Below are 24,232 nucleotides of genomic sequence, written 5' to 3'. Positions count from 1 at the left end.
AAGAAGGCTGGCGCTCAAGTCCAGCCTCTTAGGGAGAGAACGATGACGCTCACGAGACGTGGATTCACGGCAGGATTGGCCGCTGGTCTGACCGCCCCCTACATCATTGGCAGCGCGCGCGCCCAGGGCGGCGGAACGATCAAGATCGGCATGTGCGCGCCGATTACGGGGCCGGCCGCCGAAGCGGGCAAATATGCCACCGGCGGCGCCAAGCTCGCAGTCGAGGCCATCAACAAGGCAGGCGGCATCCTCGGCAAACAGATCGAACTGATCATCGAGGACGACCAGACCACCAATCCCGGCATCGTGCTGGCCTTCTCCAAGCTTGCTGCCAATCCCGACATCGTCGGTTTCCTCGGCTCGATCCGCTCGACTCAGGTCCATGCGATGGCGCCTGACGTGCTCAAACTCGGCAAGCCGGTGATGTTCGGCGGTACCGATCCGAACCTCACCAAGCTCGGCAATCCCTGGCTTTTCCGCTTCCGCCCGAATGACAGCTATTCCGGCCGCGTCATCGCCGAATATGGCGTCAAGAATCTCGACAAGAAGAAGTGGGCTGTGCTGCATTCGACCGATGCGTTCGGCACCGCGGGAGGCAAAGCACTGACCGAAGCGCTCGGGCCGCTGGGTGCAACCGTCGCGCTCGATCAGGGCTATGCCAACCAGAGCCAGGATTTCACGCCTGTCGTATTGGCGATCAAACAGTCCGGCGCCGACATTCTCGGCTCATACTTCACCTTCGAAAACGATCTCGGCATTTTTGCCCGTCAGCTCCGCCAGCTCGGCGTCAACATTCCGTGGGTCGGTTCGCCCTCGATCGTCAACGTCACCGCATTGAAGCTCGCCGGTCCCGCGCTCTACGGCACCTATGGCGTCGCCGATTACGCGGAAGATTCCTCCGAGGCGTCGAAGGCCTTCGGCAAGGCCTATCGCGATGCCTACAAAGTCGCGCCGGATAACCAGAGCTCCTGGCCATATGATGCGATCAACGTGCTGGCGACGGCGATCAAGAATGCCGGCTCGACCGATCCGCAGAAGATCCGCGAGGCGATCCTCACGGTCAAGAAATATCCGGGAGCCGAAGGCGAATACAACTTCGACAAGAACGGCGACGGTCTGCACGGCTACAACATCGTGAAGAACGAGAAGGGCAACATCGTCTTCGACAAGCACATCGAATTCGATAATTGACGGTGATGGCCGTCGACCAACGGCCTAAATCGTCATCCCGGGGCACGCGCGTCTTCGGCGCGTGAACCGCCGCACCATTGTCATTCCGGGGCGCGAGCGCCGCTAGGCGGTCGCGAACCCGGAATCCCGAAATGTTCAGCGCCTGTTGCCGCGCTCACCATGTCGAGATTCCGGGTCTGCGCCGAAGCGGGCGCATCCCGGAATGACGAGTTCTTGGCAAAATCACCTCCCACCGAGCACGCCTGATGGATCTGGTACTGCAGTTACTGTTTACGGGAATCGGTATCGGAGCCGTCTATGCGCTGGTGGCGCTGGGCTTCGTGCTGATCTTCCGGGCGACAAACGTCGTCAATTTCGCACAGGGGGAGTTCTCGATGGTCGCCGCCTATCTCATGGTGGTCTGCGCCGTCGATCTGGAACTGCCTTACTGGCTGTCCTTCATCATTGCGCTCGCCGGCATGGCGATCATCGGCGTCATCTTCAATCTCGGCGTCTATTATCCGTTGCGCCACCGCACCTATCTGCCTGTCATCATCGCCACCATCGGCGCCTCGATCCTGATGGCCAACGGCGTGCTGGCGCTGTACGGCCCGCAGCCGCAGGTGCTGCCGGGCTGGTTCGATACGCCGGGCATCCAGCTCGGTCCGGTCTATCTCGACAGCCAGTATCTGCTGATCATCGTGGTCACCATCGCGCTGGTGATCTTCAATTACTGGTTCTTCGAACACACGATGATCGGCAAGAAGCTGCAGGCGACATCGCAGGACAAGGAGATGGCCTCGCTGCTCGGCATTTCCGTCTCGACGATGATCATGGTCACCTTCATCTATTCGGCTGTGCTCGGCGGTCTAGCCGGGCTTCTGGTTGCGCCGATCCTGTTCGTGTCGATCCAGATGGGCTCCACCATCGCGCTCAAAGCGTTTGCGGCCACCATCATCGGCGGCTTCGGCGATGTCACCGGCGCCATCATCGGCGGTCTCGCGCTCGGCATCATCGAGACGTTTGGCGCCGCCTATATCTCCGTACCCTACAAGGACGGCTTCGCTTTCCTCGTGCTGGTGCTGTTCCTGGTGTTCCGTCCGCAGGGCATCTTCGGCGAACGTGTTGCGGAGAAAGCATGAGCACCTCCAGCGACAACATCCCGGCAGTGGTCATCACGCGTCCGAAGCCGCTGCTGCTGCGTCACGCGCCGTATTTCATCGGCGCCGCCGTTTTGGTCTTTCTGGCGTCGTCGATGCAGTTCGACGGCTACATCCTCAATATCCTGATGCAGGCCACCACTTTCGCCATCGCCGTGTTCGGCCTGTCGGTGGTGCTCGGCCTGTGCGGGCAGATCAATCTGGCGCAGGCGGCATTCTTCGGCTTTGGCGCCTATGCGGTCGGCATCGGCACCACGGACTATCAGCTCAGCTACTGGCTGTGTCTGGTGGCGGGCTGCGTGATGGCGCTGGTCGCCGGCGCGGTGCTCGGCCTGTCGACGCTGCGGCTCGGCGGCCATTACCTCGCGATGGTGACGATCTCGTTCCAGCAGATCGTTACTTTGGTGATGATCAATGCGATCTGGCTCACCAAGGGGCCGGACGGCGTGTCGAAGATCGGGCGTCCGTCGCTGTTCCTGTCGTCGCAGTCCTATCTCGCTTTCTGCGTCGCGATGCTGGCCTTGGTCGGCTACATCGTCTGGCATCTGCCGGAAACGCGGCTCGGCCGCGCCATGCGCGCGGTGCGCGACAACGAGCTCGCAGCCGGCGTCAACGGCATCGATGTGTTTCGCACCAAGGTCTATGCATTCGCCATATCGGCCGTGCTCGGCGGCCTCGGCGGCGGTCTGTTCGCCGGCGGCTTCGCCTATATCTCGCCGGACCAGTTCTCCTTCGCCGAATCCATCGTGTTCCTGACCATGTCCCTGCTCGGCGGCGTGGCGTCGCCGATCGGCTCGGCCATCGGCACGGGCCTGCTGATCCTGATTCCGGAATGGTTGCGTTTCCTCAAGAGCGTGCCGGGCCTGTATCTCGCCATCTATGGCCTGTCGGTGATCCTGATCATCCGCTTCATGCCCGACGGCATCTGGGGTTTCGTCACCGCGGCCTATGATCGCATGCGCAGCAGCAAGAAGGTGGCCGTGACCAGCGCGCCGCTGCAGCTCAGGCCGGCCGCGACCGGCGGCGACATGGTGCTCGAAGTCACCGGCCTGTCGAAACATTTCGGCGGCTTGAAAGCCGTCGATCAGGTCGACATATCCGTGCGCCGCGGCGGCGTGCACGCGCTGATCGGCCCGAACGGCTCGGGAAAGACCACGACGCTGAACGTGCTGTCGGGTCTCTACAACGCGACCTCCGGCAAGGTGGTGCTCGACGGGACCGACGTCACCACCATGCCGCCGCATCTGCGCGCGGCAGCGGGACTCGGCCGCACCTTCCAGAACATTCGCCTGTTCCGCTCGATGACCGCGCTGGAAAACGTCATTATCGGCGCCGAGCGGCCGGGCAATACGCTGACCGGCAAGGGCGATGAAGCCGCGCTGACCGAGCGGGCGCTGGCGGCACTCACTTTCGTTGGCCTCGGCCCGCGCGCCATGGAGTTGATCTCCAGCTTCTCCTACGGCCATCAGCGTCTGATCGAGATCGCGCGCGCATTGGCGGCGAATCCGACGCTGCTGTTGCTGGACGAGCCCGCTGCCGGCCTCAATTCGACCGAGAAGCTCGAACTGCATGAACTGCTCAAGCGCATCGCCGCGCAGGGGCTGACCATCCTGATCATCGATCACGACATGACGCTGGTGTCGGAAGCAGCCCAGCACATCACCGTGCTGAATTTCGGACGGCGTATTGCCGATGGCGAGTCGATGGCGGTGCTCCGCCATCCCGACGTCGTCTCGGCCTATCTCGGAACAGACTGATGCCGCTGCTTGAAATCAACGATCTCAATGTCCGTTACGGCGAAATCGTCGCGCTCCGCGGTGTGTCGTTCAATGTCGAGGAGGGGCAGGTGGTCACGCTGCTCGGTGCCAACGGTGCCGGCAAGTCGACCACGCTGCGCGCGATCTCGGGTCTCGCCAAGCCAGCATCCGGCGACATCCTGTTCGACGGCAAGTCCATTGCAGGTTTGGGCCCGGAAGCCATCGTGCGGATGGGCATCTCTCATGTGCCGGAGGGCAGGCGGGTGTTTCCCGGCCTGACGGTGAAAGAGAACATCATGCTCGGGGGCTCCAACCGCAAAGCGAGCAAGTCCGAATTGTCTGGTGAAGCCGACGCGATGTTCGACCTGTTTCCCGACATACGGAAATTCTCTGGTGCGCTCGGCTGGACGCTGTCCGGTGGTCAGTTACAGATGGTCGCCGTCGCGCGCGGGTTGATGGCCGAGCCGCGGTTGCTACTCCTGGACGAGCCGTCGCTCGGCCTCGCGCCGGTCATCGTGCAGGCGGTGTTCCGCATCATCACGGAAATCCGCCTCTCCACCACGGTCTTGCTTGTGGAGCAAAATGCGCGCATGGGACTATCCGTCGCCGATCAGGGCTACGTGCTGGAAACCGGCCGTATCGTGCTTGGCGGCAAGCCGGAGGATCTCTGGGCCAACGAGGCCATCGCGGCCGCCTATCTCGGCGGTCATGGTAAACCTGCAGCAGGTCTTGCGGCCCATTGAGGGCTTGCACTGACGGCCTCGCTGCCCATCAACAAGGACGAATGTCCCGCCATGGTTACAGTTCAAGTCAACAAGCTCATCGATTTCGTTGCCGACGTGTTCGCCCATGCCGACTCTTCTCCGGAAGAAGCCCGGCGCATCGCCACCTATCTCACCACCGCGAACCTCACCGGCCATGACAGCCACGGCGTCATCCGCGTTCCCGTCTATATCCGCTGGCGCAATAACGGGATGATCACCCCGAACCAGACCATCGAAATCCCCGTCGATACGCCGTCGCTCGCCGTCGTCGATGGCCGCTTCGGCTATGGCCAGACGGTCGGCCCGCAGGCGGTCAAGCTCGGAATCGAGAAGTGCAAGGCGGCCGGTCTCTCCGCCATCGCCACCAAGAATTCCGGTCACATCGGCCGCATCGGCGACTGGGCCGAGATGGCCGCGGCCGAAGGCCTGGTCTCGATCCATTTCGTCACCGCGGCAGGCTCCGTGCTGGTCGCGCCCTATGGCGGCGTCGAGCGTCGTCTCTCCACCGCGCCATATTGCGTTGGCATTCCGCGTCCCGGACAGATGCCGGTGGTGCTCGATTTCGCGACCTCGGTGGTCGCCGAAGGCAAGGTGCTGGTCGCCTCGCGCGGCGGCAAGAAGCTGCCGAAGGGCGCGCTGATTGCGCCTGACGGGTCGCTGAGCGAAGACCCGGCGCTGCTTTACGGCCCGCATGAGATGCAAGGTCCGCGCGATCACTCCAAGGGCACCGGCGCGATCCGCGCTTTCGGCGATCACAAAGGCTCGGGCCTCGCATTGATCTGCGAACTGCTCGGCGGCGCGCTGACCGGCAATGGTGCCACCAAGTATGATCGGCCTTTCGCCAATGGCATGTTCTCGATCTATATCGATCCGAAGGTGATCGACCCCGCGAACTTCTTCGATGGCGAAGTCGCGCGCTATGTCGACTTCTTCAAGAGCGCCAAGCCGGCCGCTGGCGTCGATGCCGTTCTGATCCCCGGCGACAACGAGGCGAAGACTCGCGCCGAGCGCAACGCCAATGGCGTGCCATTGCCGGATGAGACCTGGGCTGCCATCGTGCAGACCGCACGCGACGTCGGCGTCAGCGAAGACGCCGTGAAGAAGGCGACGTCGTAATTTCTCGAGCTCAACTCTGCTGCACTCAAGTCATCACTACCAACCAAAAGAAGGACCATCGACGATGGCAAACAAAGTCAAGGAAATCTGGAAGGCGGGCAAGGTTGCCGTCAACGGCTGGCTCGCGATTCCGTCGGGCTTCTCTGCCGAGGTGATGGCGCAGTGCGGTTTCGACAGCGTCACCGTGGACATTCAGCACGGCGTGCAGGACTACATGTCGATGGTGGAGTGCTTCCAGGCGATGGGTGCGCATCCGGTGACGCCGATGGTCCGCGTGCCATGGAATGAGCCCGGCATCATCGGCAAGGTGCTCGATGGCGGCGCCTATGGCGTGATCTGTCCGATGGTCAACACCAAGGAAGAAGCCGAGAACTTCGTTCAGTACTGCAAGTATCCGCCGCGCGGCACGCGCTCGAACGGTCCGATCCGTTCCGGCATGTATGGCGGCGCCGGCGACTATCAGAAGACGGCCAATGCCGACATCATCTGCCTGCCGATGCTGGAAACCAAGACCGCGGTCGATAATATGGAAGCCATTCTCGATGTCGAAGGCATCGACGGCGTCTATGTTGGGCCGTCCGACCTCGGCTTCTCCTACGGCCTCGTGCCGAAGCTCGACCGCGAAGAGCCGGAGATCCTCAAGATCTACGACAAGCTCATCAAGGAATGCGACAAGCGCGGCCTCAATCCGGGCATCCACTGCTCGGGTCCCGCGGGTGCTGCGAAAAACATCGGCATGGGCTTCAAGCTGGTGACGCTGCTCAACGACAGCGGCATTCTCGCCACCGGCGCGAAGAGCTGGGTCAACGACACCCGCAAGGGCTCGGGCGGCAAGGCGTAACGCCACAGGCTCTCTTCCCTCTCCCCTTGTGGGAGAGGGTGGATCGCCGCGAAGCGGCGAGACGGGTGAGGGGTAGCCACAAGCTCCGAGCCCGGCCGGACCCCTCATCCGTCACGGCCTTCGGCCGTGCCACCTTCTCCCACAAGGGGAGAAGGAAGGATCACTCCACCACCGGCACCGTGTCTATCTTGATCTCGCTCTGCCGGCCGTCGATCACATCCGCAAAACGCATCAGCTCCTGCATCAGCAGCTGCTGCCCTTCGAGTCCGAGCGGTGCCAACAACTCCCGCTGCACGTCGAACACCCGCGGAATCGCTTCGTTGATGACGGTCTCGCCCGCGGAGGTGAGCTGAACACGCAGCGTGCGGCGGTCATTCGGCTCCGGTAGCCGCGCCAGGTAGTTCTGCGCTTCCAGCTTGTTGAGCCGGCTGGTCAGGCCTGCGCCACTGAGCAGCAGCGATTGGGCGATCTGCTTCGGCGACAGGCTGTAGGGCGCGCCGGCGCGGCGCAGCGCCGTCAGCACGTCATAGGTGCCGCGCGTCAGTTCGAAGGGCGCGAGCGCCTCGTCGATCAGCGCCGTGCATTGCATCTGAATCCGGCCGATCAGGCCGTAGATGTGCACCGGGCTGGGGTCGATATCCGGCCGCTCCGTCTGCCACTGCGCAAAAATGGCATCGACCTGTTCGCGCATTGCCGCGCGCGCGCGCGTCGGACGACGCGAGGGTGGTTTCGATCCAGATGTCTCGTCAGTCATGGCGTCACGGCGTCCAGTCGATCACACGTCGTTCGATAAACTCGATGCCGTGAAACAGCGCAATACTTAGCACGGTGAGCAGCGCGATGGCGGCGAAAGCGAGCGGCGTCTGCGACTGCGCGGTGGAGGTCAGGATCAGATAGCCGAGCCCGTCCTGCGCGGCGACGAATTCGCTGATCACAGCGCCGATCACGGCGAAGGTCACCGCCACCTTGCAGCCGGTGAAGAAGTGCGGCAGCGCCACGGGAACGCGCAGCCGGCGGAACACCATATGCGGCGAGGCGCCGAGCGAGCGCATCAGGTCGAGCATGGTCTTTGGCGCAGCCTCGAAGCCGGCAACCATGTTGACGAGGATCGGGAAGAAGCAGACCAGCACCACGACCAGGATCTTCGGCCATTCGGAGAGGCCGAACCACAGGATGATCAGCGGCGCCACGGCGACCTTCGGCACCGACTGCAGGCCGAGCAGGATCGGATAGATGATCCGGCGCGCCAGCGGGTTGAGGCTGATCAGGATCGCCAGCGGCAGCGACAGCGCGATCGCCAGCACGAAGCCGAGCACGGTCTCGCGCAATGTCACGATGGTGTTCGAGGCCAGCTCCGGCGCCCACTTTACGGCGGATGTGTAGATCTCGGAGGGCGCCGGCAGGATCCATGTCGGAATCTTCAGGGCGTCGCAGATGAGTTCCCAGCCGATCAATAGCGCCAGATAGATCAGCGGCGTGGCGGCGCGGTCGATGAAGCGCGAGAAGGACATGATCAGCCACCCGTCCGGTTGAAGATGATGTCGCGGATCTGGTTCTTGATCTCCTGGAAGCGCGGCAGCTTCACGGTGTCGGCATCGCGCGGACGCGGCAGATCGATGGTAATGTCAGCACGGATGGTGCCGGGGCGTTCGGACATGATCAGCACGCGGTCACCGAGCAGGATCGCCTCCTCGATGTCATGGGTGATCAGCAGCGCGGCTCGGCCCAGCTCCTGCCAGAGGTGCGAGAGTTCGAGCGACAATTCCTCGCGGGTGAGCGCGTCGAGCGCGCCAAAGGGTTCGTCGAGGAGTAGCAGGCGCGGATCGGAGATCATAGCGCGGCAGAAGGCGGCGCGCTGCTTCATGCCGCCGGACAGTGCCTGCGGACGCTGATGGGCGAAATCCTTCAGGCCGGTGAGTTCGAGCAGCTTCAGCGCGCGCTCGCGCGCGGCGGCTTTCGGCAGCGCCAGCACGTCGGCGGGAAGCAAGACGTTGTCGAGCACGCTGGTCCATGGAAACAGCACGTGCTCCTGAAACACGATGCCCACTTCATGCGATGGGCCGTCGAGCGGCGTGCCATAGCGCTGCATGGTGCCGGTGTCCGGCATTTCCAGCCCGGCAACGAGGCGCAGCAGCGTGGACTTGCCGCAGCCTGACGGGCCGACCACCGAGACGAAGCTGCCGGGATCGATGCGTAGATCGACCGGTCCCAGCGCATGCGTGGCCTTGCCGTCGCGGCCCGGATAGGTCTTGGTGACGCCCTTGAGATCGATCGCAGGAACCACTGCCGCGGCAGTCCGCGGCGGCGCATCATTGTGTGCGGAGATCGCCGTCATCAGTCGATGAAGCCCGGCGCGAACAGGTCTTCCGGCTTCACGGGATTCTTCAGCGTGAAGTTGGCCGACATCACATCGACGGTGCTGGCGATGCTCTTCGGCTCGATATGGCCGAGCGATCCCTTCACCTCGGCGAGTTCCTTCACCAGCCTGGTCTCGCCTTCGATCACGGCGGGAGCGAGCTCCTTCTGATACTTCGCCATGATGGTGGCGGCTTCCGCCGGATTGGCGAAGGCGTCCTTCATGCCCTTGATGGTGGCGCGGACGAAGGCCTTCACCTGATCCGGGCTCTTTGCGATCATCTCCTCGGAGGCGATCAGGCCGTTGCCGTAATAATCGAGATTGGAGTCGGCGTAGTTGATGCGGGTGACTTCCTTCGGCGCCACGGCTGCTGCAATCAGCGGCTCGCCGACCGAGAACTGGCAGATCGCATCCGCGCGGCCGTTGGCGAGCAGCGACGGCAGCGCTGAGCCTTCGGCAACCACCCACTTCACCTTGCTGGCGTCGATGCCGGCGGCCTTGGCGAAAGCCGGGAACAGCAGGCGCACCGAGCTTGATGCGGTGTCGGCGACGGTCTTGCCTTCGAGATCCTTCGGCGAATTGATGCCGCTGCCCTTGATGGCGAAGATCGCCTGCGGCGGCTTCGCATAGACCACGGAGACCAGCTTCACCGGCACGCCGTCATTGCCGCGCGCCAGCACCAGCGAACCGGCATCGGCGAAGCCGAAGGTCGCGACGCCGGCAGCAACCTTCTTGATGGCGTCGGCCGAGCCCTGGCCGCGCACGAAGGTCACGTCGAAGCCCTCGGCCTTGTAGTAGCCCTTCTCGCGGGCGACGTAGAAATAAGCGTGGCGGCCGTTGAAGCCGAAATCGGTGATGAAATTGATCTCGGCAGCCTGCGCGGTGGAGACGCCGGCCGTAGCCAGGGTCGCGAGCAGGGCGGCGGTGAGGCGAGCGCGGAATTTCATGGTCTGACCTTCAGTGACGGGTGAGGAGGAGGCCGGCTTTCGGTGCGCAAGCGGCGCATCCAAATTCGTTCGCAATCGAACAAATGCTAAGGGCGGCCTTGATGAAGATCAACGGCGGTGCTGCCCAAAAACTCATCGAGATAAACGAAATTCCGCGTAAAATCCGCGCATATGGCTCGTTTCTGAGGCGGCTCAGGCCGTCGCTTGACAGCCGCGAGCAGCCCGTTCTATGCGAAATCATTAGCTATCGAATGATCTGCGGCCCGGACGCTGTGGCGCCGCTGGAACGAGGTGAGAGATGGATCGCGGAACACGGATCGCCGTTCTCGGCGCGGGTCTCGCCGGATTGACGGTGGCGGGGCTGCTGCAGCGCGCCGGCTTCCCGGTCGCGGTCTATGAGCAGTCGCCGAGTTTTTCGCGCATCGGCGCCGGCATCATTCTCGGCGCCAACGTTTCGAAGGTGCTGCGCCGGCTTGACCTCGAAGACGCCTTCGCCGCCACCGGCATTCGCCCCGATGCGTTTCTCAGCCGTGCATGGGATACGGGCGAGCAGCTCTACAGGCTCGATTTCGACGCGGAATGCGAAGCGCGTTTTGGCGGCCCCTTTGTCAATATCCACCGCGCCGATCTGCATCAGTTGCTGCAGCGACCGCTCGCGCCCGGCACCATCCGTTTCGGCCACAAGCTCACCGGCATCGAGGAGCGCGGCGACGCGCTCACTTTGCGCTTCGAGAACGGCACAAGCGCGGAAGCCGATATCGCCATCGGCGCTGACGGCATTCGCTCCATCACCCGCGAACTCATCCTTGGCGCGGAAGAGCCGCGCTTCATTGGGCGTTCTGCACCGCGCGCGGTGTTTCCGGCCAGCCGCATCAAGGGTGACCCTATCGACGACTGCACCAAGTGGTGGGCGCCCGACCGGCATACGCTCGCTTACTATATGACGCCTGACCGCAACGAGGTCTATGTCATGGCGGCGCTGCCGATGGCGCGCTGGGATGGCGACGGTTCACCGGTGAAGGGCGACCGCGACGAATTCATTGCCGCCTTCGACAGCGCGCATCCCGATCTCAGGCGCGCGGTGGAAGCGGCCGAAGACGTCACCGTGTGGCCGATCTTCGACCGACCGCGCAACGACACCTGGCACAAGGGCCGCGTGGTGCTGATGGGCGATGCCTGCCATGCGGTGCGTCCGTTCATGGCGGCTGGTGGCTCGGCGGCCATCGAGGACGCCGCGATCCTCGGCCGCTGCATCGCCGAGTTCGGCGATCCCGCCACGGCGTTTGCGCATTACACGATGATCCGCATCCCGCGCGTCGCCGACATCCAGCAGATTTCCATCGCCAATTCGTGGATGCATGGCCCGACCGAGACCGACTGGTTCTTCGGTTATGATGCCTGCACCGTGCCGCTCGACCGAGCCATTCCGGAGGCCCTATGTCCGAATTTGCAGCGATGAAGCCCGGCGACATCCGTCCTGAACCGATGCAGGCGCGCGATCTCGTCGGTTACGGCGCCACGTCACCCGACCCGCGCTGGCCAAACGGCGCGAAGATCGCGGTCAGCATCAGCCTGAATATCGAGGGTGGCGGCGAGTCCACGCTGGTGAATGGCGATGCAGTCTCCGAAGGCATGCTGAATGACATCGGCGTGCCGACGAAAGAGGGCGTTCGCGTTCCGTTGGTGGAGTCCGTGTTCGAATATGGCAGCCGTCGCGGCGCCTGGCGCATTCTCGATATTCTCGATCGCTTCAAGGTGCCTGTCAGTATTCTCGGCGTCGCGCGGGCGATGGAGCAGAATCCGGAGCTGGCGAAAGCCTGCGTTGCGCGTGGCCACGAAATGGTCAGCCACGGCTATCGCTGGATCGACTATTGCCATGTGGATGAAGCGACCGAGCGTGCGCATATCCGCAAGGCGATCGAGATACTCACCGAGCTGACCGGTAGCCGTCCGCTCGGCTGGATGACCGGCCGTCCCGGTCCCAACACGCGGCGTCTGCTCGCGGAAGAGGGCGGCTTTCTCTACGACCGCGACTCGCTCGCGGATGAGCTGCCCTACTGGGTGAAGACCGAGCACGGCCCGTTTCTCGTCGTGCCGTACTCTTATGAATCCAACGACAATCGCTTCAACGAGAATTCCGGCTTCTCGACCGGCGAGCAGTTCTTCACTTACATGCGCGATGCGTTCGACGTGCTCTACGCGGAAGGCGTCGCCGGCGCGCCGAAACTGCTGTCCATCGGTTTGCATGACCGTTTGATCGGCCGACCTGGCCGTGTTGGCGGACTCATCAAGATGCTCGAACACATGAGCGCGCATGATGGCGTATGGTTCTGCCGTGGCATCGACGTCGCGCAGCATTGGCGAACGCATTTTCCGCCGAAGCCATGACGCGCCGCTGACGGCCGGGCAATATTCCGGCTGATGGCATGCACGCCGGAGGCGGCGTTGCCGCATGTGTTCTCCGAACGCCTGTGCGTGTCACTCTGCTTTGCCTTCGCAGGCGAAGCCGGTCATACTCGATACACTTATCCGCAGAGATAAGATCAAATCGGGAGAATGATCGTGCGAAACAACTTGCGTCTGCTCAATCGACGCCAATTCGTCACCGCGGGCGCAGGCGCTGCTGCATTGTTGAGTGCGCCGTCACTCGTCCGCGCCAATAGCTGGCCGACCAAGCCGATCAAGATTCTCGCGGGCTCCGCGGCCGGCGGCCAGACCGATCAGTTCTCGCGCGTTTATGGCGAGTATCTGTCGCGTGAACTCGGGCAGACCGTGGTGGTCGAGAACAAGGCCGGTGCCGGCGGCGCCGTTGCAGCGATGGAGCTGAAACGCTCCGATCCCGACGGCCACACGCTGATGATCTGCAACACCACCGCCTATATGCTCAATCCCGTTCTCATCAAGGACATCAAATACAGTGTCCCGCAGGACTTCGCCTGGGTCGCGGTGATGCCGGGCGGCAGCCTGCCGCTGATGGTGAGCGAGAAGGTCGGCGCAAAGACGCTGAAGGACTTCATCGACTATGCGCGCAAGGCCGAGAAGGTGAATGTTGGCACATATGCGTCCGGCTCCTTCGCGCATATGGTCATCGTCGAGCTCAACAAGCAGTATGGGCTGAAGATGGAGGCGGTGCATTATCGCGGCGAGGCGCCCATGTGGCAGGATCTCGCCGGTGGGTCGATCGATGCCGGCATCGGCAGTTACGCCGCGGCATTGCCGGTGCTGCAAACCGGGAAAGCCCGCGCCGTTGCGGTGTCGCGCCGCCGCATCAAGGATCTTCCCGACGTCGGCACATTCCTCGAACAGGGCGCAACCTCACGCGCGCACAGCCTTTTGACCTTTCAGGGATGTGTAGCTCCGGCGAAGACCCCGCCGGAGGTGATTGCAAAACTGTCCGCGCTGTTCGTTGGCGCCGGCAAGAGCGATCGCGTGCGTGAACTCCTCAAGAGCCAGGGCATCGATGAAGGCCCGATGACGCTGGAGGCGAGCCAGGCGCTCTACAAGGAGGAGGCGCCGGTCTGGGCCGAGCTTGCCGCAAGTCTGGGACCGCAGCCGCAGTAGTTGGGTCTGGAGGCACTCTGGTAGTCCGGCCCGCCACACACTCGTCATTCCGGGGCGCACGAAGCGGTGCAGCCGCGTAGTGCGAACCCGGAATCTCGAAGTGTTCGGCGCGATCGGAGACTCCCATGCTGGGATTCCGGGTTCGCGCGCGCAAAGATGCGCCCGCGCCCCGGAATGACAAGTGGGGGCAAGCCCGCGCCTAAACATTTTTTCCTATCTCCCGTTGACAACATCCCCATCAGGTTTATATTCCCCTCTGTCCTGCCCCACCGAGAGGGGCGATCGCGATCGTCACGTTCGCGGGGTGGGATGCGGTGGACGCCGGAGATGCGGCGTTACGCGGTTCATGGGGGAACGTCTGTCTTCGGGCAGGACGGATCTGCGCCAGCACTGCCACTGGCAAGGAGACGGCCGGCCCTGGGTGGAAAGACTCCCTGGACAGTGCGACGGACGACCAAGTCAAAACGCGTTCGGCCAAGTGCTTTGCGGCTACCCTGTCCCTCCGCCCTGGGACACTAATTTTGGTGATGGGACCGTTCGCCATGGCAGATGTGCAAGCAACCGAAAAAACACCGCAGGCGGAACGTCGGGCACTTGCTCGGCGCCTCCGAAAGTCCTGATGCATTCTAAATTGCGGAAGACCGCATCGCATCAGGCCCAAGGGTGCAACGGGCACCCGGCGTTCCGCACGCCCTCTCACAAGAGGGTGGGAATGCAAACCACGACGGCGCCCCCGCGCCGCAAACAACAGGGGTGATGACGCATGTCTGATCGGCGTCATCATGGGCCACAGCGGGGCTGACGCCGCCTGCTTCTTTCAGCTAGAGTCATTCCAAACAAGAGGTCTGCCAGACCACTAAAACGCGCGCGAGGAAATCCCGATGGTTCCGTCTCCCGTCATTCGTCTGCATGACAACGACGCCGTATTGATCGCGCGCACCACGCTGCTGCCCGGTATCGAGGTGACGACAGGCGTCGTGACGTCGGAGCGCATCCCCGCGGGCCATAAGGTCGCGGTCCGGCCCATCGCCACCGGCGAGGAAATCCGCCGCTACGGGCAGATCATCGGCTTTGCCACGCAGCCGATCGCGCCCGGCCAGCATGTCCATACGCAGAACATGGGCATGGGCGATTTCGATCGCGACTATGCCTATGGCGTGGACGTCAAGCCGACGCCGAATTTCGATCTGCCAGCGAGTTTCATGGGTCTCAGGCGCAGCGATGGCCGCGTCGCCACGCGCAACTATATCGGTATCCTCACCTCAGTGAATTGCAGCGCCCATGTCGCCAGCATGGTCGCCGATGTATTCAAGAAGAATCCCTTCACCGGGCACAATCCGCTCGCCGACTATCCCAATGTCGATGGCGTCGTTGCGCTCACCCACAAGACGGGCTGCGGCATGACGCAGGACGAGCCGCTCACCTTGCTGCGACGGACGCTCGGCGGCTACGCGCGCCACGTGAACTTCTCGCACGTGGTCGTGCTCGGCCTCGGCTGCGAGATCAACCAGATCGGCGGCTTGATGCAGGAGCAGAAGCTCGCTGGGCGTCTGCGCGAAATGCAGATCCAGGAAATCGGCGGCACGCGCAAGACCACGGAAGCCGGCGTTGCCTTCGTCAATGAAGTGCTGGCCGATGCCAACAACGTCACGCGCGAGGAAGTCTCCGCCAGCGAATTGACCGTCGCTCTGCAATGCGGCGGCTCCGATGGCTATTCGGGCATATCCGCCAATCCGGCGCTCGGCGCGGCGAGCGATCTGCTGGTGCGTCATGGCGGCACCGTGGTGCTGTCGGAAACGCCGGAGACCTATGGCGCCGAACATCTCCTCACGCGCCGCGCGGTGTCGCGCGAGGTCGGCGAGAAACTGGTCGGGCTGATGCGCTGGTGGGACGCCTATTGCGAACGCGAGGGCGCCGAGATGAACGCCAATCCGAGCCCCGGCAACAAGGCCGGCGGCCTCACCACCATTCTCGAAAAATCTCTGGGCGCGATGGCCAAGGCCGGCTCGACCAATCTCGTCGACGTGCTGAACTATGCCGAGACGATCACCAAGAAGGGTTTTGTGTTCATGGACACGCCCGGCTACGACCCCGTTGCGGCGACAGGGCAGGTCGCCGGCGGCGCCAATCTCGTCTGCTTCACCACCGGCCGCGGCAGCGTGTTCGGCTGCAAGCCGGCACCGTCCATCAAGCTCGCCACCAACACGCCGATGTTCAAGCGGATGGAAGAGGACATGGACATCAATTGCGGAACCATCCTCGATGGCGACGAGACGGTCGGGGAATGCGGCCAGCGCATTTTCGAACTGATGCTCAAGACGGCGTCCGGCGCGCCGACCAAGAGCGAGAGCTTCGATTTCGGCGGCGCGGAGTTCGCGCCCTGGGTGCTCGGCGCGACGATGTGAGGGTGACCGCTGCTCCGTCCTCATCCTGAGGAGCGGCGCACTTGCGCCGCGTCTCGAAGGATGGCCCAGCACTCCGATTCATGGTTCGAGACGCGCGCCAAGCGGCGCGCTCCTGACCATGAGGGCTGAGTTAGGTGAAGCGCCCCCAATCGAGGCACATCGTGCCCGTTGTTAGAGCTTGATCCCTGGCACCTCCGGTGTTCTGCTTAAAAAAGCTGCTGGAGTTGCGCCACTGTGTCGATCTTCGTCGCACTGAACCACGTCACCCATTACAAATATGATCGGCCGATCACGCTGGGGCCGCAGACCATCCGGCTGCGACCGGCGCCGCATGCGCGCACGCCAATCCTGAGCTATTCGCTGAAGGTCACGCCGACCAATCACTTCGTGAACTGGCAGCAGGATCCGCAAGGCAACTGGCTGGCGCGCTTCGTCTTTCCGGAACCGGCCAACGAATTGAAGATCGAGGTCGATTTCACCGCCGAAATGACGGTGATCAATCCGTTCGACTTCTTCGTCGAGCCCTATGCCGAGACGTTTCCGTTCGCTTATACCGATGATCTGAAGAGCGAACTCGCGCCTTACATGGCGACAACCGAACCAGGTCCGCGGTTTACGGCCTATATGGCGGAGATCGCGAAGGAAGCGCCGAACACGGTGAACTTCCTCGTCGATCTCAATGCGCGCCTGCGCGAGAAGGTCAACTACATCATCCGCATGGAGCCTGGCGTGCAGACGCCGGAAGAGACGCTGCTGTCCGGCGCCGGGTCATGCCGCGACTCTGCGTGGCTGCTGATCGAGACACTGCGCCATCTCGGCCTCGCCGCGCGTTTCGTCTCCGGCTATCTGATCCAGTTGCGCCCGGACATCGATCCGATCGAAGGGCCGCCTGAAGTTGAGGCTGATTTCACGGATCTGCACGCCTGGGCCGAAGTCTATATCCCCGGCGCCGGCTGGGTCGGCTTCGATGCGACATCGGGCATGCTGACGGGCGAGGGGCATGTCCCCGTCGCGGCCACACCGCATTTCCGCTCAGCCGCGCCGATCTCCGGCATGGCCGGCTTTGCCGAAGTCGAGTTCGCCTTCGCGATGGGCGTCAAACGTATCCGCGAGGCGCCGCGGATCACCAAGCCGTTCTCGGATGAATCCTGGGCCAGGCTCGATGCGCTCGGCGAGAAGGTCGATGCCGATCTCAAAGCGCATGACGTGCGCCTCACCATGGGCGGCGAGCCCACATTCGTGTCTGTCGACGATATGGAATCGCCGGAGTGGAATACGGCTGCCGTCGGTCCGACCAAACGCGGCCTCGGCGACGATCTGATCCGCCGGCTGCGGACGCGTTTCGCGCCGGGCGGCCTGATGCATTACGGGCAGGGCAAATGGTATCCCGGCGAGAGCCTGCCGCGCTGGGCGTTCGGCCTGTATTGGCGCAAGGACGGCGTGCCGATCTGGAAGAACGACGCACTGATCTCACGGATCGAAGGTCCGCGCAGCGCCGATATCGGCGGCGCCGAGCGTTTTGCCGAAGGCACCGCGCGGCGGCTTGGCCTGCCGAAGGACTATGTCATCCCGGCCTTCGAGGATCCCGTCTATTGGGAGCAGAAGGAATCGAACCTGCCGAACAATGTCGTGCCCGGCGACTCCAAATTGCCCGATCCGGAGGAACGCGCGCGCATGGCGCGGGTCTTCGAACATGGACTCGACAGGCCGAAGGGGTTCGTGCTGCCGATCCAGCGCTGGAATACGGAGGCGGCTGCGGACAGGCGCTGGCGCTCCGAGCGCTGGAAGCTGCGCCGTGGCAACCTGTTCCTGACACCCGGCGATTCACCGATGGGCCTGCGCCTGCCATTGTCGTCGCTGCCGCACCTCACCGAAGAGGAATATCCGTTCATCGTCGAGCAGGATCCGCTGGAGCCGCGCGGCGACATGCCGGTGTTCGACGAAATCGCGTCTGCGGAAAACCAGCCTGCCGCGCAATACGTCCAGGAGCAGCAGATTCGTTCCGGCGGCGTACGCACGGCGATGTCGATTGAAATTCGCGACGGCATTCTCTGTGCCTTCATGCCGCCGGTCGAGAAGTTTGAAGATTATCTCGAACTGGTGACGGCGCTGGAGGCGACGGCCGAAGAACTGCAGATGCAGGTTCATGTCGAAGGCTATCCGCCGCCGTTCGATCCGCGCGTCGAGGTCATCAAGGTGACGCCCGATCCCGGCGTGCTGGAGATCAACATCCATCCCGCCTCGAGCTGGCGCGAGGCCGTCGATACCACGACGTTTCTCTATGAGGAGGCCGCGAAGACGCGGCTCGGCGCCAACAAGTTTCTGCTCGATGGTCGTCACACCGGCACCGGTGGTGGCAATCACGTGGTGGTCGGCGGCAGCTCGCCGGCGGACTCGCCCTTCCTGCGCCGGCCGGATCTCCTGAAGAGCCTCGTGCTGTATTGGCAGCGCCATCCATCGCTGTCCTATCTGTTCTCCGGCATGTTCATCGGTCCGACCAGTCAGGCACCGCGCATCGACGAAGCACGGCATGACGGTCTCTATGAATTGGAGATCGCACTGGCGCAGGTGCCGCCGCCCGGCGAGAAGGCGCCGTTGTGGCTGGTCGATCGGCTGTTCCGGCACATCCTCGTCGACATCACCGGCAATACCCATCGCGCCGAAATCTGTATCGACAAGCTCTATTCGCCCGATGGCACGACGGGTCGCTTGGGTCTCGTCGAATTCCGTGCGCTTGAGATGCCGCCCGATCCGCGCATGTCGCTGGCGCAGCAGCTCCTGATCCGCGCGCTGATCGCGAAGATGTGGCGCGCGCCGCAGGACGGCAAATTCGTCCGCTGGGGCACGGCGCTGCATGATCGCTTCATGCTGCCGCATTTCCTGTGGGAGGATTTCCAGGACGTGCTGAGTGAACTCGGCCGGTCCGGTTACGAATTCTCCAAGGAATGGTTCGAGGCCCAGCTCGAATTCCGCTTTCCCGTGTTCGGCCACGTGACCTATGGCGGCGTCACGTTGGAAGTCCGTCAGGCACTGGAGCCCTGGCATGTGCTGGGCGAGGAGGGCTCGGCCGGCGGCACCGTCCGTTATGTCGATTCCTCGGTGGAGCGGTTGCAATTGAAGGCCAACGGTTTCACGCCGGGGCGGCACATCATTACCTGCAACGGCCGGGCGCTGCCGATGACCGATACGGGCCGGGCCGGCGAGGTGGTCGCCGGCGTCCGCTTCAAGGCCTGGCAGCCGGCCTCTGGCCTGCATCCGACGATCCCGGTCCATGCGCCGCTGGTTTTCGACATTTATGACAGCTGGAATCGGCGGTCGCTTGGCGGTTGCGTCTATCATGTGGCGCATCCCGGCGGCCGCAATTACGAGACAAAACCGGTCAATGCCTACGAGGCGGAAGCTCGCCGGCTGGCCCGTTTCGAGGAGATCGGCCACACGCCCGGCGAAATCGCTCCGCCAAGGGCAGAACGCACACTTGAATTCCCATTGACCCTCGACTTGCGAACGCCTCTCCTGCATTGAGAATGCAGGCAGTTTGGGCTGGAGAGTCGGAATGACGGGACAGGCCGGTCAGGGGAAAAAGCCCCGTCCGGGACATCGTAAAGTCGCGCAATGGACCCGCGACTACGAGCGGCTGCCCGGGATTCCCGACGAATTCATCGCCCAGGACGGCACGCCCCGCGAGGTCTGGACGCGTTTCTTCGAGGCCTTCGGCGCCATGGCGCCCGCCGAGATCGAACGCCGCTTCGGCTCTGCCGACCGTCATCTCCGGGAAGCCGGCGTCACCTACCGCGCGCCCGGCGAAATCGCCGACCGGATCTGGCCACTCAGCCATGTGCCGCTCCTGATCGACGAATCCGAATGGCTGCAGATTTCAGCGGCAATGACGCAGCGTGCGGAGTTGCTGGAGAAGATTCTCGGCGATCTCTATGGCGATGCCAGCCTCGTCGCGTCCGGCGCGATCCCGGCGGCGGCGATTGCCGGCAGTTCGGAATATCTGCGGGCCATGCGCGGCGTGAAGCCGCCCGGTGGCCGCTACCTCAACGTCTATGCCGCCGATCTTGGCCGCGGTCCCGATGGCCGGTGGTGGGTGCTCGGCGATCGCACGCAAGCGCCGTCCGGCATGGGCTATGCGCTGGAAAACCGGCTGGTGTTGTCGCGCGCCTTCACCGATCTCTACAAGTCGATGAATGTCGAGCGCGTCGCGCCGTTCTTCGAAGCGTTTCGCGACAGCCTGCGCGCCTCGGCCGATCGCGACGAGCCGCGGGTCGGCCTGTTGTCGCCGGGGCCGTTCAGCGAAACCTATTTCGAACATGCGACGCTGGCGCGTTATCTCGGCTTCCTGCTGGTGGAAGGCGATGACCTCGCAGTCTCCGGCGACCGCGTGCACATCCGCACTGTGGCCGGCCTGAAGCGCCTTGATGTGCTGCTGCGCCGCGTGGATGCCAATTCGCTCGACCCGCTGGAGCTCGATGCCTCGTCGCAACTCGGTGTGCCCGGGCTGATCGACGTTGTCAGAAAGAATGGCGTCGTCGTCGCTAACATGCCGGGCTCCGGCGTCATGGAAGCGCGCGCGCTTTTGGGTTTTCTGCCAAGCTTGAGCCGGAAGCTGCTCGGTGAACCACTCAAGATGCCGCATATCGCGACCTGGTGGTGCGGCCAGAAATCGGCGCGCGAGGAAGTGCTGGCGCGGCTCGACGACTTTGCAATCGAAGGCGCCTATGGCGGAGCGGTGCCCGGTTTCCCTGGCTACTCGCCCGTGCTGCCGTCGCAGCTCTCGCCAAGCGAGCGCGAGCGTCTGAAGGCGGCGATTGCCAATCGCGGTGTCGATTATGTCGGGCAGGAGCTGGTGCAGCTTTCGACCACGCCGGTCTGGGACAATGGCCGGCTCGCGCCGCGTCCGTTCGTGCTGCGCGTCTTCGCGGCGGCGACGCCTGAGGGCTGGACCGTCATGCCCGGCGGCTTCTGCCGTATTGCGGATCAACCGGATGCCCGCGCAGTCTCCATGGGTGCCGGCGCGCGCGCAGCCGACGTCTGGGTGGTGGCCGACAAGGCCGTTGCTGCATCGACGCTGCTGCCAGCCGTCGACAATGTGCGTATCCGCCGCATCGCCGGCTGGGTGCCGAGCCGTGCCGCCGACAATCTGTTCTGGCTCGGGCGCTATCTCGAGCGCGCGGAGTCCACGCTGCGTCTGATCCGTGCACTCAGCGTGCCGCAGCGCGATCCCGGCAAGGGCGGCGCCACTGGGCAGCAATCGATCGAGCGCATCCAGCGCATGCTGATGACCTGGGGCGCGACATCGCTCACCTCGCGCTCCCAGCCGGCCAAGATCGCGGCTCAGGCATTGCAGGGCGAGGAGCAGTTTGGCTCAGCGCTATCGCTGGTGCGCTCTGCATTGCGGACCGCCACCTCGCTGCGCGAGCGGCTGTCGCCCGACGCCTGGCAGGTCATCACCGAAATGGCCGAGCGGCTTGCGCATGAAGTTGAAGATGACGATGACGTCGTCAGCGCGGCCGAACTGACCCTGCAGGAACTGGCGAGCTTCGCCGGTCTCGCGCAGGAAAACATGAACCGTGCTGCCGGCTGGCGCTTCCTCGAGATGGGGCGCCGCGCCGAACGTGCCATCAACACCACGCGCTTTGCGCGGCAATTCGCATCCGACGAGGCGACGAGCGACGATCTCGACATCCTGCTGACGCTGGTGGATTGCCAGATCACCTATCGCTCGCGCTATCTGGTCGGTCCGCTATTGGCACCGGTGCGTGATCTCGTGGTGCTCGATCCCTATAACCCGCGCTCGGTGGCATTCCAGGTCTCGGCGCTCAACGATCACATCGCCAGCCTGCCGACGCTGAAGGAGAACGGCCTGATGGAACGGCCGCAGCGGCTGGCGGTGGCGCTGCGTTCGTCGCTGGTCACCGGCGAGGCATCCGAGATTCATACCAAGTCACTGTTTGCGCTGGAGCAGGATCTGCTGACGCTGGCGGATTCCATCGGCCTGCATTACTTCCCGCACGGTGCCAGCGCATCGCGCCCCGAAAAGCTGACGGGGCTGGCGTGATCTACGAAATCCGCCATGTCACGACCTATAGCTATGAAAGCCCGGTGAGCTATGCGCGCTGCTCGCTGCGGCTGCAACCCAATAGCAGTGCCGGTCAGCAACTGGTCTCGCACAGCGTCGATATCAAGCCGCTGCCGGCGGCCCGCGCCATGCGGACGGATTTCTTTGGCACGCCGACGGAAAGCGTGTTGATCGAAACCCCGCACAAGATGCTGCGCATCGATAGCCGGTCGCGGGTCTATGTCGAGCGTTTCGCGCCGGGGCGCGGCGATGACAGTCCTTCCTGGGAGAGCGTCCGCGAGGCGGCGTTCGATTCCAGCGACCTCAGCGGTGCGTCGCCGATCGGCTACGTCTTCGCCAGCCCGCTCGTGCCGATCATCGATGCCGTCACGGACTATGCAGCGGTGAGCTTTACCGAAGGCCGCGGCATTCTCGCCGGGGCCGTCGATCTGATGCATCGCATTCGCACCGAGTTCAAATACGATCCGAAGGCCACGGTGATTTCGACGCCGTTGCAGGAGGTGCTGGATAAGCGCCACGGAGTCTGTCAGGATTTTGCGCATATCATGATTGCGGGCATGCGCGGCCTCGGCCTCCCGGCGGCCTATGTCAGCGGCTATCTGCGTACCATCCCCCCGCCGGGCAAGGAACGCCTGCAGGGTGCCGACGCAACTCATGCCTGGGTGTCGGTCTGGTGCGGCGAGGAACTCGGCTGGATCGGCTTCGATCCGACCAACGACATTTTGGTCGAGAACGATCATATCGTGCTGGCGATCGGCCGCGACTTCTCCGACGTGTCGCCGGTCGACGGCGTGATCGTCGGCGCCCGCAAGCAGAAGCTTGCCGTTGCTGTCGATGTGCTGCTGCTGGAATGACCATCGTTCGTCGCGCACACAACACCAGTGACGTCGTCATTCTCGGTGCCGGTGCGGCCGGCCTGATGTGCGCCGGTATTGCGGGGCAACGCGGTCGCTCGGTGATGCTGCTTGAGCAGGCGAGGGCGCCGGGCGAGAAGATCCGCATCTCCGGTGGTGGCCGCTGCAATTTCACCAACCTGCATACAACGCCGGCGAATTTCCTGTCGCAGAATCCGCAATTCTGCAAATCCGCACTGAAGGGGTTTACTCAGCAGGACTTCATCGCGCTGGTCGAAAAATATCGCATCGCCTATCACGAAAAGACGCGCGGGCAATTGTTCTGCGATGGTTCGTCCCAGCAGATCATCGACATGCTGCTGGACGAAAACCGCCGCAGCGACGTGCAGATGCGGCTTGGCGTCGGCATTCTCGGCGTGACGAAGAACGACAGCGGCTTTGTGGTCGCCACCGATCAGGGCGAGTACCGGTGTCAGTCGCTGGTGATCGCCACGGGCGGGCCTTCGATCCCGAAAATGGGTGCCAGTGCCTTTGGCTACAAACTGGCGCAACAATTCGGGCTGAAGATGGTCGCGCCGCGTGCCGCGCTGGTGCCGCTGACCTTCGACGTTGCGGCGCTTGCACAATTCAAGGACCTCGCTGGCGTTGCCGTTGATGCCGTCGTCAGCGTCGGCAAGGCCAAATTCGACGAGGCGCTGCTGTTCACCCATCGCGGTCTCAGCGGTCCGGCGATCCTGCAGATTTCATCCTATTGGCGGGACGGGCTCGATGTCGTCATCGACATGGCGCCGACGCGCGATGTGCTCGCCGCCTTGAAGGAGGCACGCCGCGAACGTCCGCGGCAGGAACTGGCGACCGTGCTTGGCGACCTCCTGCCCAAGCGACTGGCCCAGATGATCGCCGACAAGATCGCCGGCCCACCGCGGCTGGCGGATTTTTCGGACAAGCTTCTGGGGACGGTGGCGGCGGCGGTGAAGGAGTGGCGCGTGCGGCCGAACGGCACCGAAGGTTATCGCACGGCCGAGGTAACCCTTGGCGGTGTGGACACCACAGAACTGTCATCGAAAACGTTCGAGGCGGCATCGGTGCCGGGGCTGTATTTCATCGGCGAGGTCGTCGATGTCACCGGCCATCTCGGCGGCTTCAATTTCCAATGGGCGTGGTCCTCCGGCGTTGCCGCGGGGCGGCACGTCTAGACAGACTCCGGCGAATATCCAAC

The 24,232-nt window shown here is 63.6% G+C and carries 19 protein-coding genes; 15 read left to right on the top strand and 4 right to left on the bottom strand.

Going from position 1 to position 24,232, the window contains the following annotated elements:
* The first annotated feature begins 42 nt into the window (after positions 1-42).
* The 6 genes from AB8B20_RS09750 to AB8B20_RS09725 all read left to right on the top strand — a co-directional run bounded on the left by AB8B20_RS09750 (position 43) and on the right by AB8B20_RS09725 (position 6,808).
* Entirely contained in the window at positions 43-1,191 is a 1,149-nt protein-coding gene (locus tag AB8B20_RS09750) for an ABC transporter substrate-binding protein (protein WP_089265093.1), read from the top strand.
* Positions 1,192-1,436: 245 nt separating this feature from the next.
* Complete coding sequence (locus AB8B20_RS09745; protein WP_092146577.1) at positions 1,437-2,312, top strand: branched-chain amino acid ABC transporter permease; 876 nt, start codon at positions 1,437-1,439, stop codon at positions 2,310-2,312.
* On the top strand, positions 2,309-4,087 hold the full coding sequence (locus AB8B20_RS09740; RefSeq protein WP_231079980.1) for a branched-chain amino acid ABC transporter ATP-binding protein/permease: 1,779 nt from the start codon (positions 2,309-2,311) through the stop codon (positions 4,085-4,087). Before AB8B20_RS09745 ends, AB8B20_RS09740 begins: the two co-directional genes overlap by 4 nt.
* Positions 4,087-4,830, top strand: a complete 744-nt coding sequence (locus AB8B20_RS09735; protein WP_439072417.1) for an ABC transporter ATP-binding protein — start codon at positions 4,087-4,089, stop codon at positions 4,828-4,830. The genes AB8B20_RS09740 and AB8B20_RS09735 overlap by 1 nt, the downstream gene beginning before the upstream one ends.
* A gap of 51 nt (positions 4,831-4,881) precedes the next feature.
* Positions 4,882-5,967: a malate/lactate/ureidoglycolate dehydrogenase gene (locus AB8B20_RS09730; protein WP_439072416.1), complete on the top strand. Its 1,086-nt coding sequence runs from the start codon at positions 4,882-4,884 to the stop codon at positions 5,965-5,967.
* A gap of 64 nt (positions 5,968-6,031) precedes the next feature.
* Positions 6,032-6,808, top strand: a complete 777-nt coding sequence (locus AB8B20_RS09725; RefSeq protein ID WP_092146581.1) for an HpcH/HpaI aldolase family protein — start codon at positions 6,032-6,034, stop codon at positions 6,806-6,808.
* Between the two features lie 160 nt (positions 6,809-6,968).
* Here the strand turns inward: AB8B20_RS09725 and AB8B20_RS09720 are convergent, their stop codons facing one another.
* The 4 genes from AB8B20_RS09720 to AB8B20_RS09705 all read right to left on the bottom strand — a co-directional run bounded on the left by AB8B20_RS09720 (position 6,969) and on the right by AB8B20_RS09705 (position 10,111).
* On the bottom strand, positions 6,969-7,499 hold the full coding sequence (locus AB8B20_RS09720; protein ID WP_439072415.1) for a MarR family winged helix-turn-helix transcriptional regulator: 531 nt from the start codon (positions 7,497-7,499) through the stop codon (positions 6,969-6,971).
* A gap of 67 nt (positions 7,500-7,566) precedes the next feature.
* Positions 7,567-8,319: an ABC transporter permease gene (locus AB8B20_RS09715; RefSeq protein WP_439072414.1), complete on the bottom strand. Its 753-nt coding sequence runs from the start codon at positions 8,317-8,319 to the stop codon at positions 7,567-7,569.
* A gap of 2 nt (positions 8,320-8,321) precedes the next feature.
* Positions 8,322-9,143 (bottom strand): ABC transporter ATP-binding protein, encoded by an 822-nt coding sequence (locus AB8B20_RS09710; protein WP_439072413.1) that lies wholly within the window; start codon positions 9,141-9,143, stop codon positions 8,322-8,324.
* Positions 9,143-10,111: an ABC transporter substrate-binding protein gene (locus AB8B20_RS09705; protein WP_439072412.1), complete on the bottom strand. Its 969-nt coding sequence runs from the start codon at positions 10,109-10,111 to the stop codon at positions 9,143-9,145. Before AB8B20_RS09705 ends, AB8B20_RS09710 begins: the two co-directional genes overlap by 1 nt.
* 101 nt (positions 10,112-10,212) lie before the next feature.
* On the opposite strand from AB8B20_RS09705, the gene AB8B20_RS09700 reads away from it, so the two are divergent.
* From AB8B20_RS09700 to AB8B20_RS09660, 9 genes are all read left to right on the top strand, one after another.
* The gene (locus AB8B20_RS09700; RefSeq protein WP_439072411.1) at positions 10,213-10,461 is read left to right on the top strand and encodes a hypothetical protein; all 249 of its coding nucleotides are present in this window, start codon (positions 10,213-10,215) and stop codon (positions 10,459-10,461) included.
* Positions 10,410-11,570, top strand: a complete 1,161-nt coding sequence (locus AB8B20_RS09695; RefSeq protein WP_439072410.1) for an FAD-dependent oxidoreductase — start codon at positions 10,410-10,412, stop codon at positions 11,568-11,570. Before AB8B20_RS09700 ends, AB8B20_RS09695 begins: the two co-directional genes overlap by 52 nt.
* Complete coding sequence (locus tag AB8B20_RS09690) at positions 11,549-12,499, top strand: polysaccharide deacetylase family protein (RefSeq protein WP_439072409.1); 951 nt, start codon at positions 11,549-11,551, stop codon at positions 12,497-12,499. The genes AB8B20_RS09695 and AB8B20_RS09690 overlap by 22 nt, the downstream gene beginning before the upstream one ends.
* Before the next feature lie 174 nt (positions 12,500-12,673).
* A complete protein-coding gene (locus tag AB8B20_RS09685) occupies positions 12,674-13,672 on the top strand; it encodes a Bug family tripartite tricarboxylate transporter substrate binding protein (RefSeq protein ID WP_439072408.1) in 999 nt (332 codons plus the stop codon).
* 881 nt (positions 13,673-14,553) lie between these two features.
* On the top strand, positions 14,554-16,077 hold the full coding sequence (locus AB8B20_RS09680) for a UxaA family hydrolase (RefSeq protein ID WP_439072407.1): 1,524 nt from the start codon (positions 14,554-14,556) through the stop codon (positions 16,075-16,077).
* Between the two features lie 234 nt (positions 16,078-16,311).
* Positions 16,312-19,599 (top strand): DUF2126 domain-containing protein, encoded by a 3,288-nt coding sequence (locus tag AB8B20_RS09675; RefSeq protein WP_439072406.1) that lies wholly within the window; start codon positions 16,312-16,314, stop codon positions 19,597-19,599.
* A gap of 31 nt (positions 19,600-19,630) precedes the next feature.
* On the top strand, positions 19,631-22,138 hold the full coding sequence (locus AB8B20_RS09670) for a circularly permuted type 2 ATP-grasp protein (protein ID WP_439072405.1): 2,508 nt from the start codon (positions 19,631-19,633) through the stop codon (positions 22,136-22,138).
* Complete coding sequence (locus AB8B20_RS09665; RefSeq protein ID WP_439072404.1) at positions 22,135-23,013, top strand: transglutaminase family protein; 879 nt, start codon at positions 22,135-22,137, stop codon at positions 23,011-23,013. The genes AB8B20_RS09670 and AB8B20_RS09665 overlap by 4 nt, the downstream gene beginning before the upstream one ends.
* Entirely contained in the window at positions 23,010-24,209 is a 1,200-nt protein-coding gene (locus AB8B20_RS09660; protein WP_439072403.1) for an NAD(P)/FAD-dependent oxidoreductase, read from the top strand. The genes AB8B20_RS09665 and AB8B20_RS09660 overlap by 4 nt, the downstream gene beginning before the upstream one ends.
* Positions 24,210-24,232 lie beyond the last annotated feature (23 nt).

Source organism: Tardiphaga sp. 866_E4_N1_4 (assembly GCF_052076075.1).
In the GTDB taxonomy this organism is placed as follows: domain Bacteria; phylum Pseudomonadota; class Alphaproteobacteria; order Rhizobiales; family Xanthobacteraceae; genus Tardiphaga; species Tardiphaga robiniae.
The sequence above is the reverse complement of the archived record's forward strand: the minus strand, read 5'-3'. Positions and strand labels throughout refer to the sequence as shown.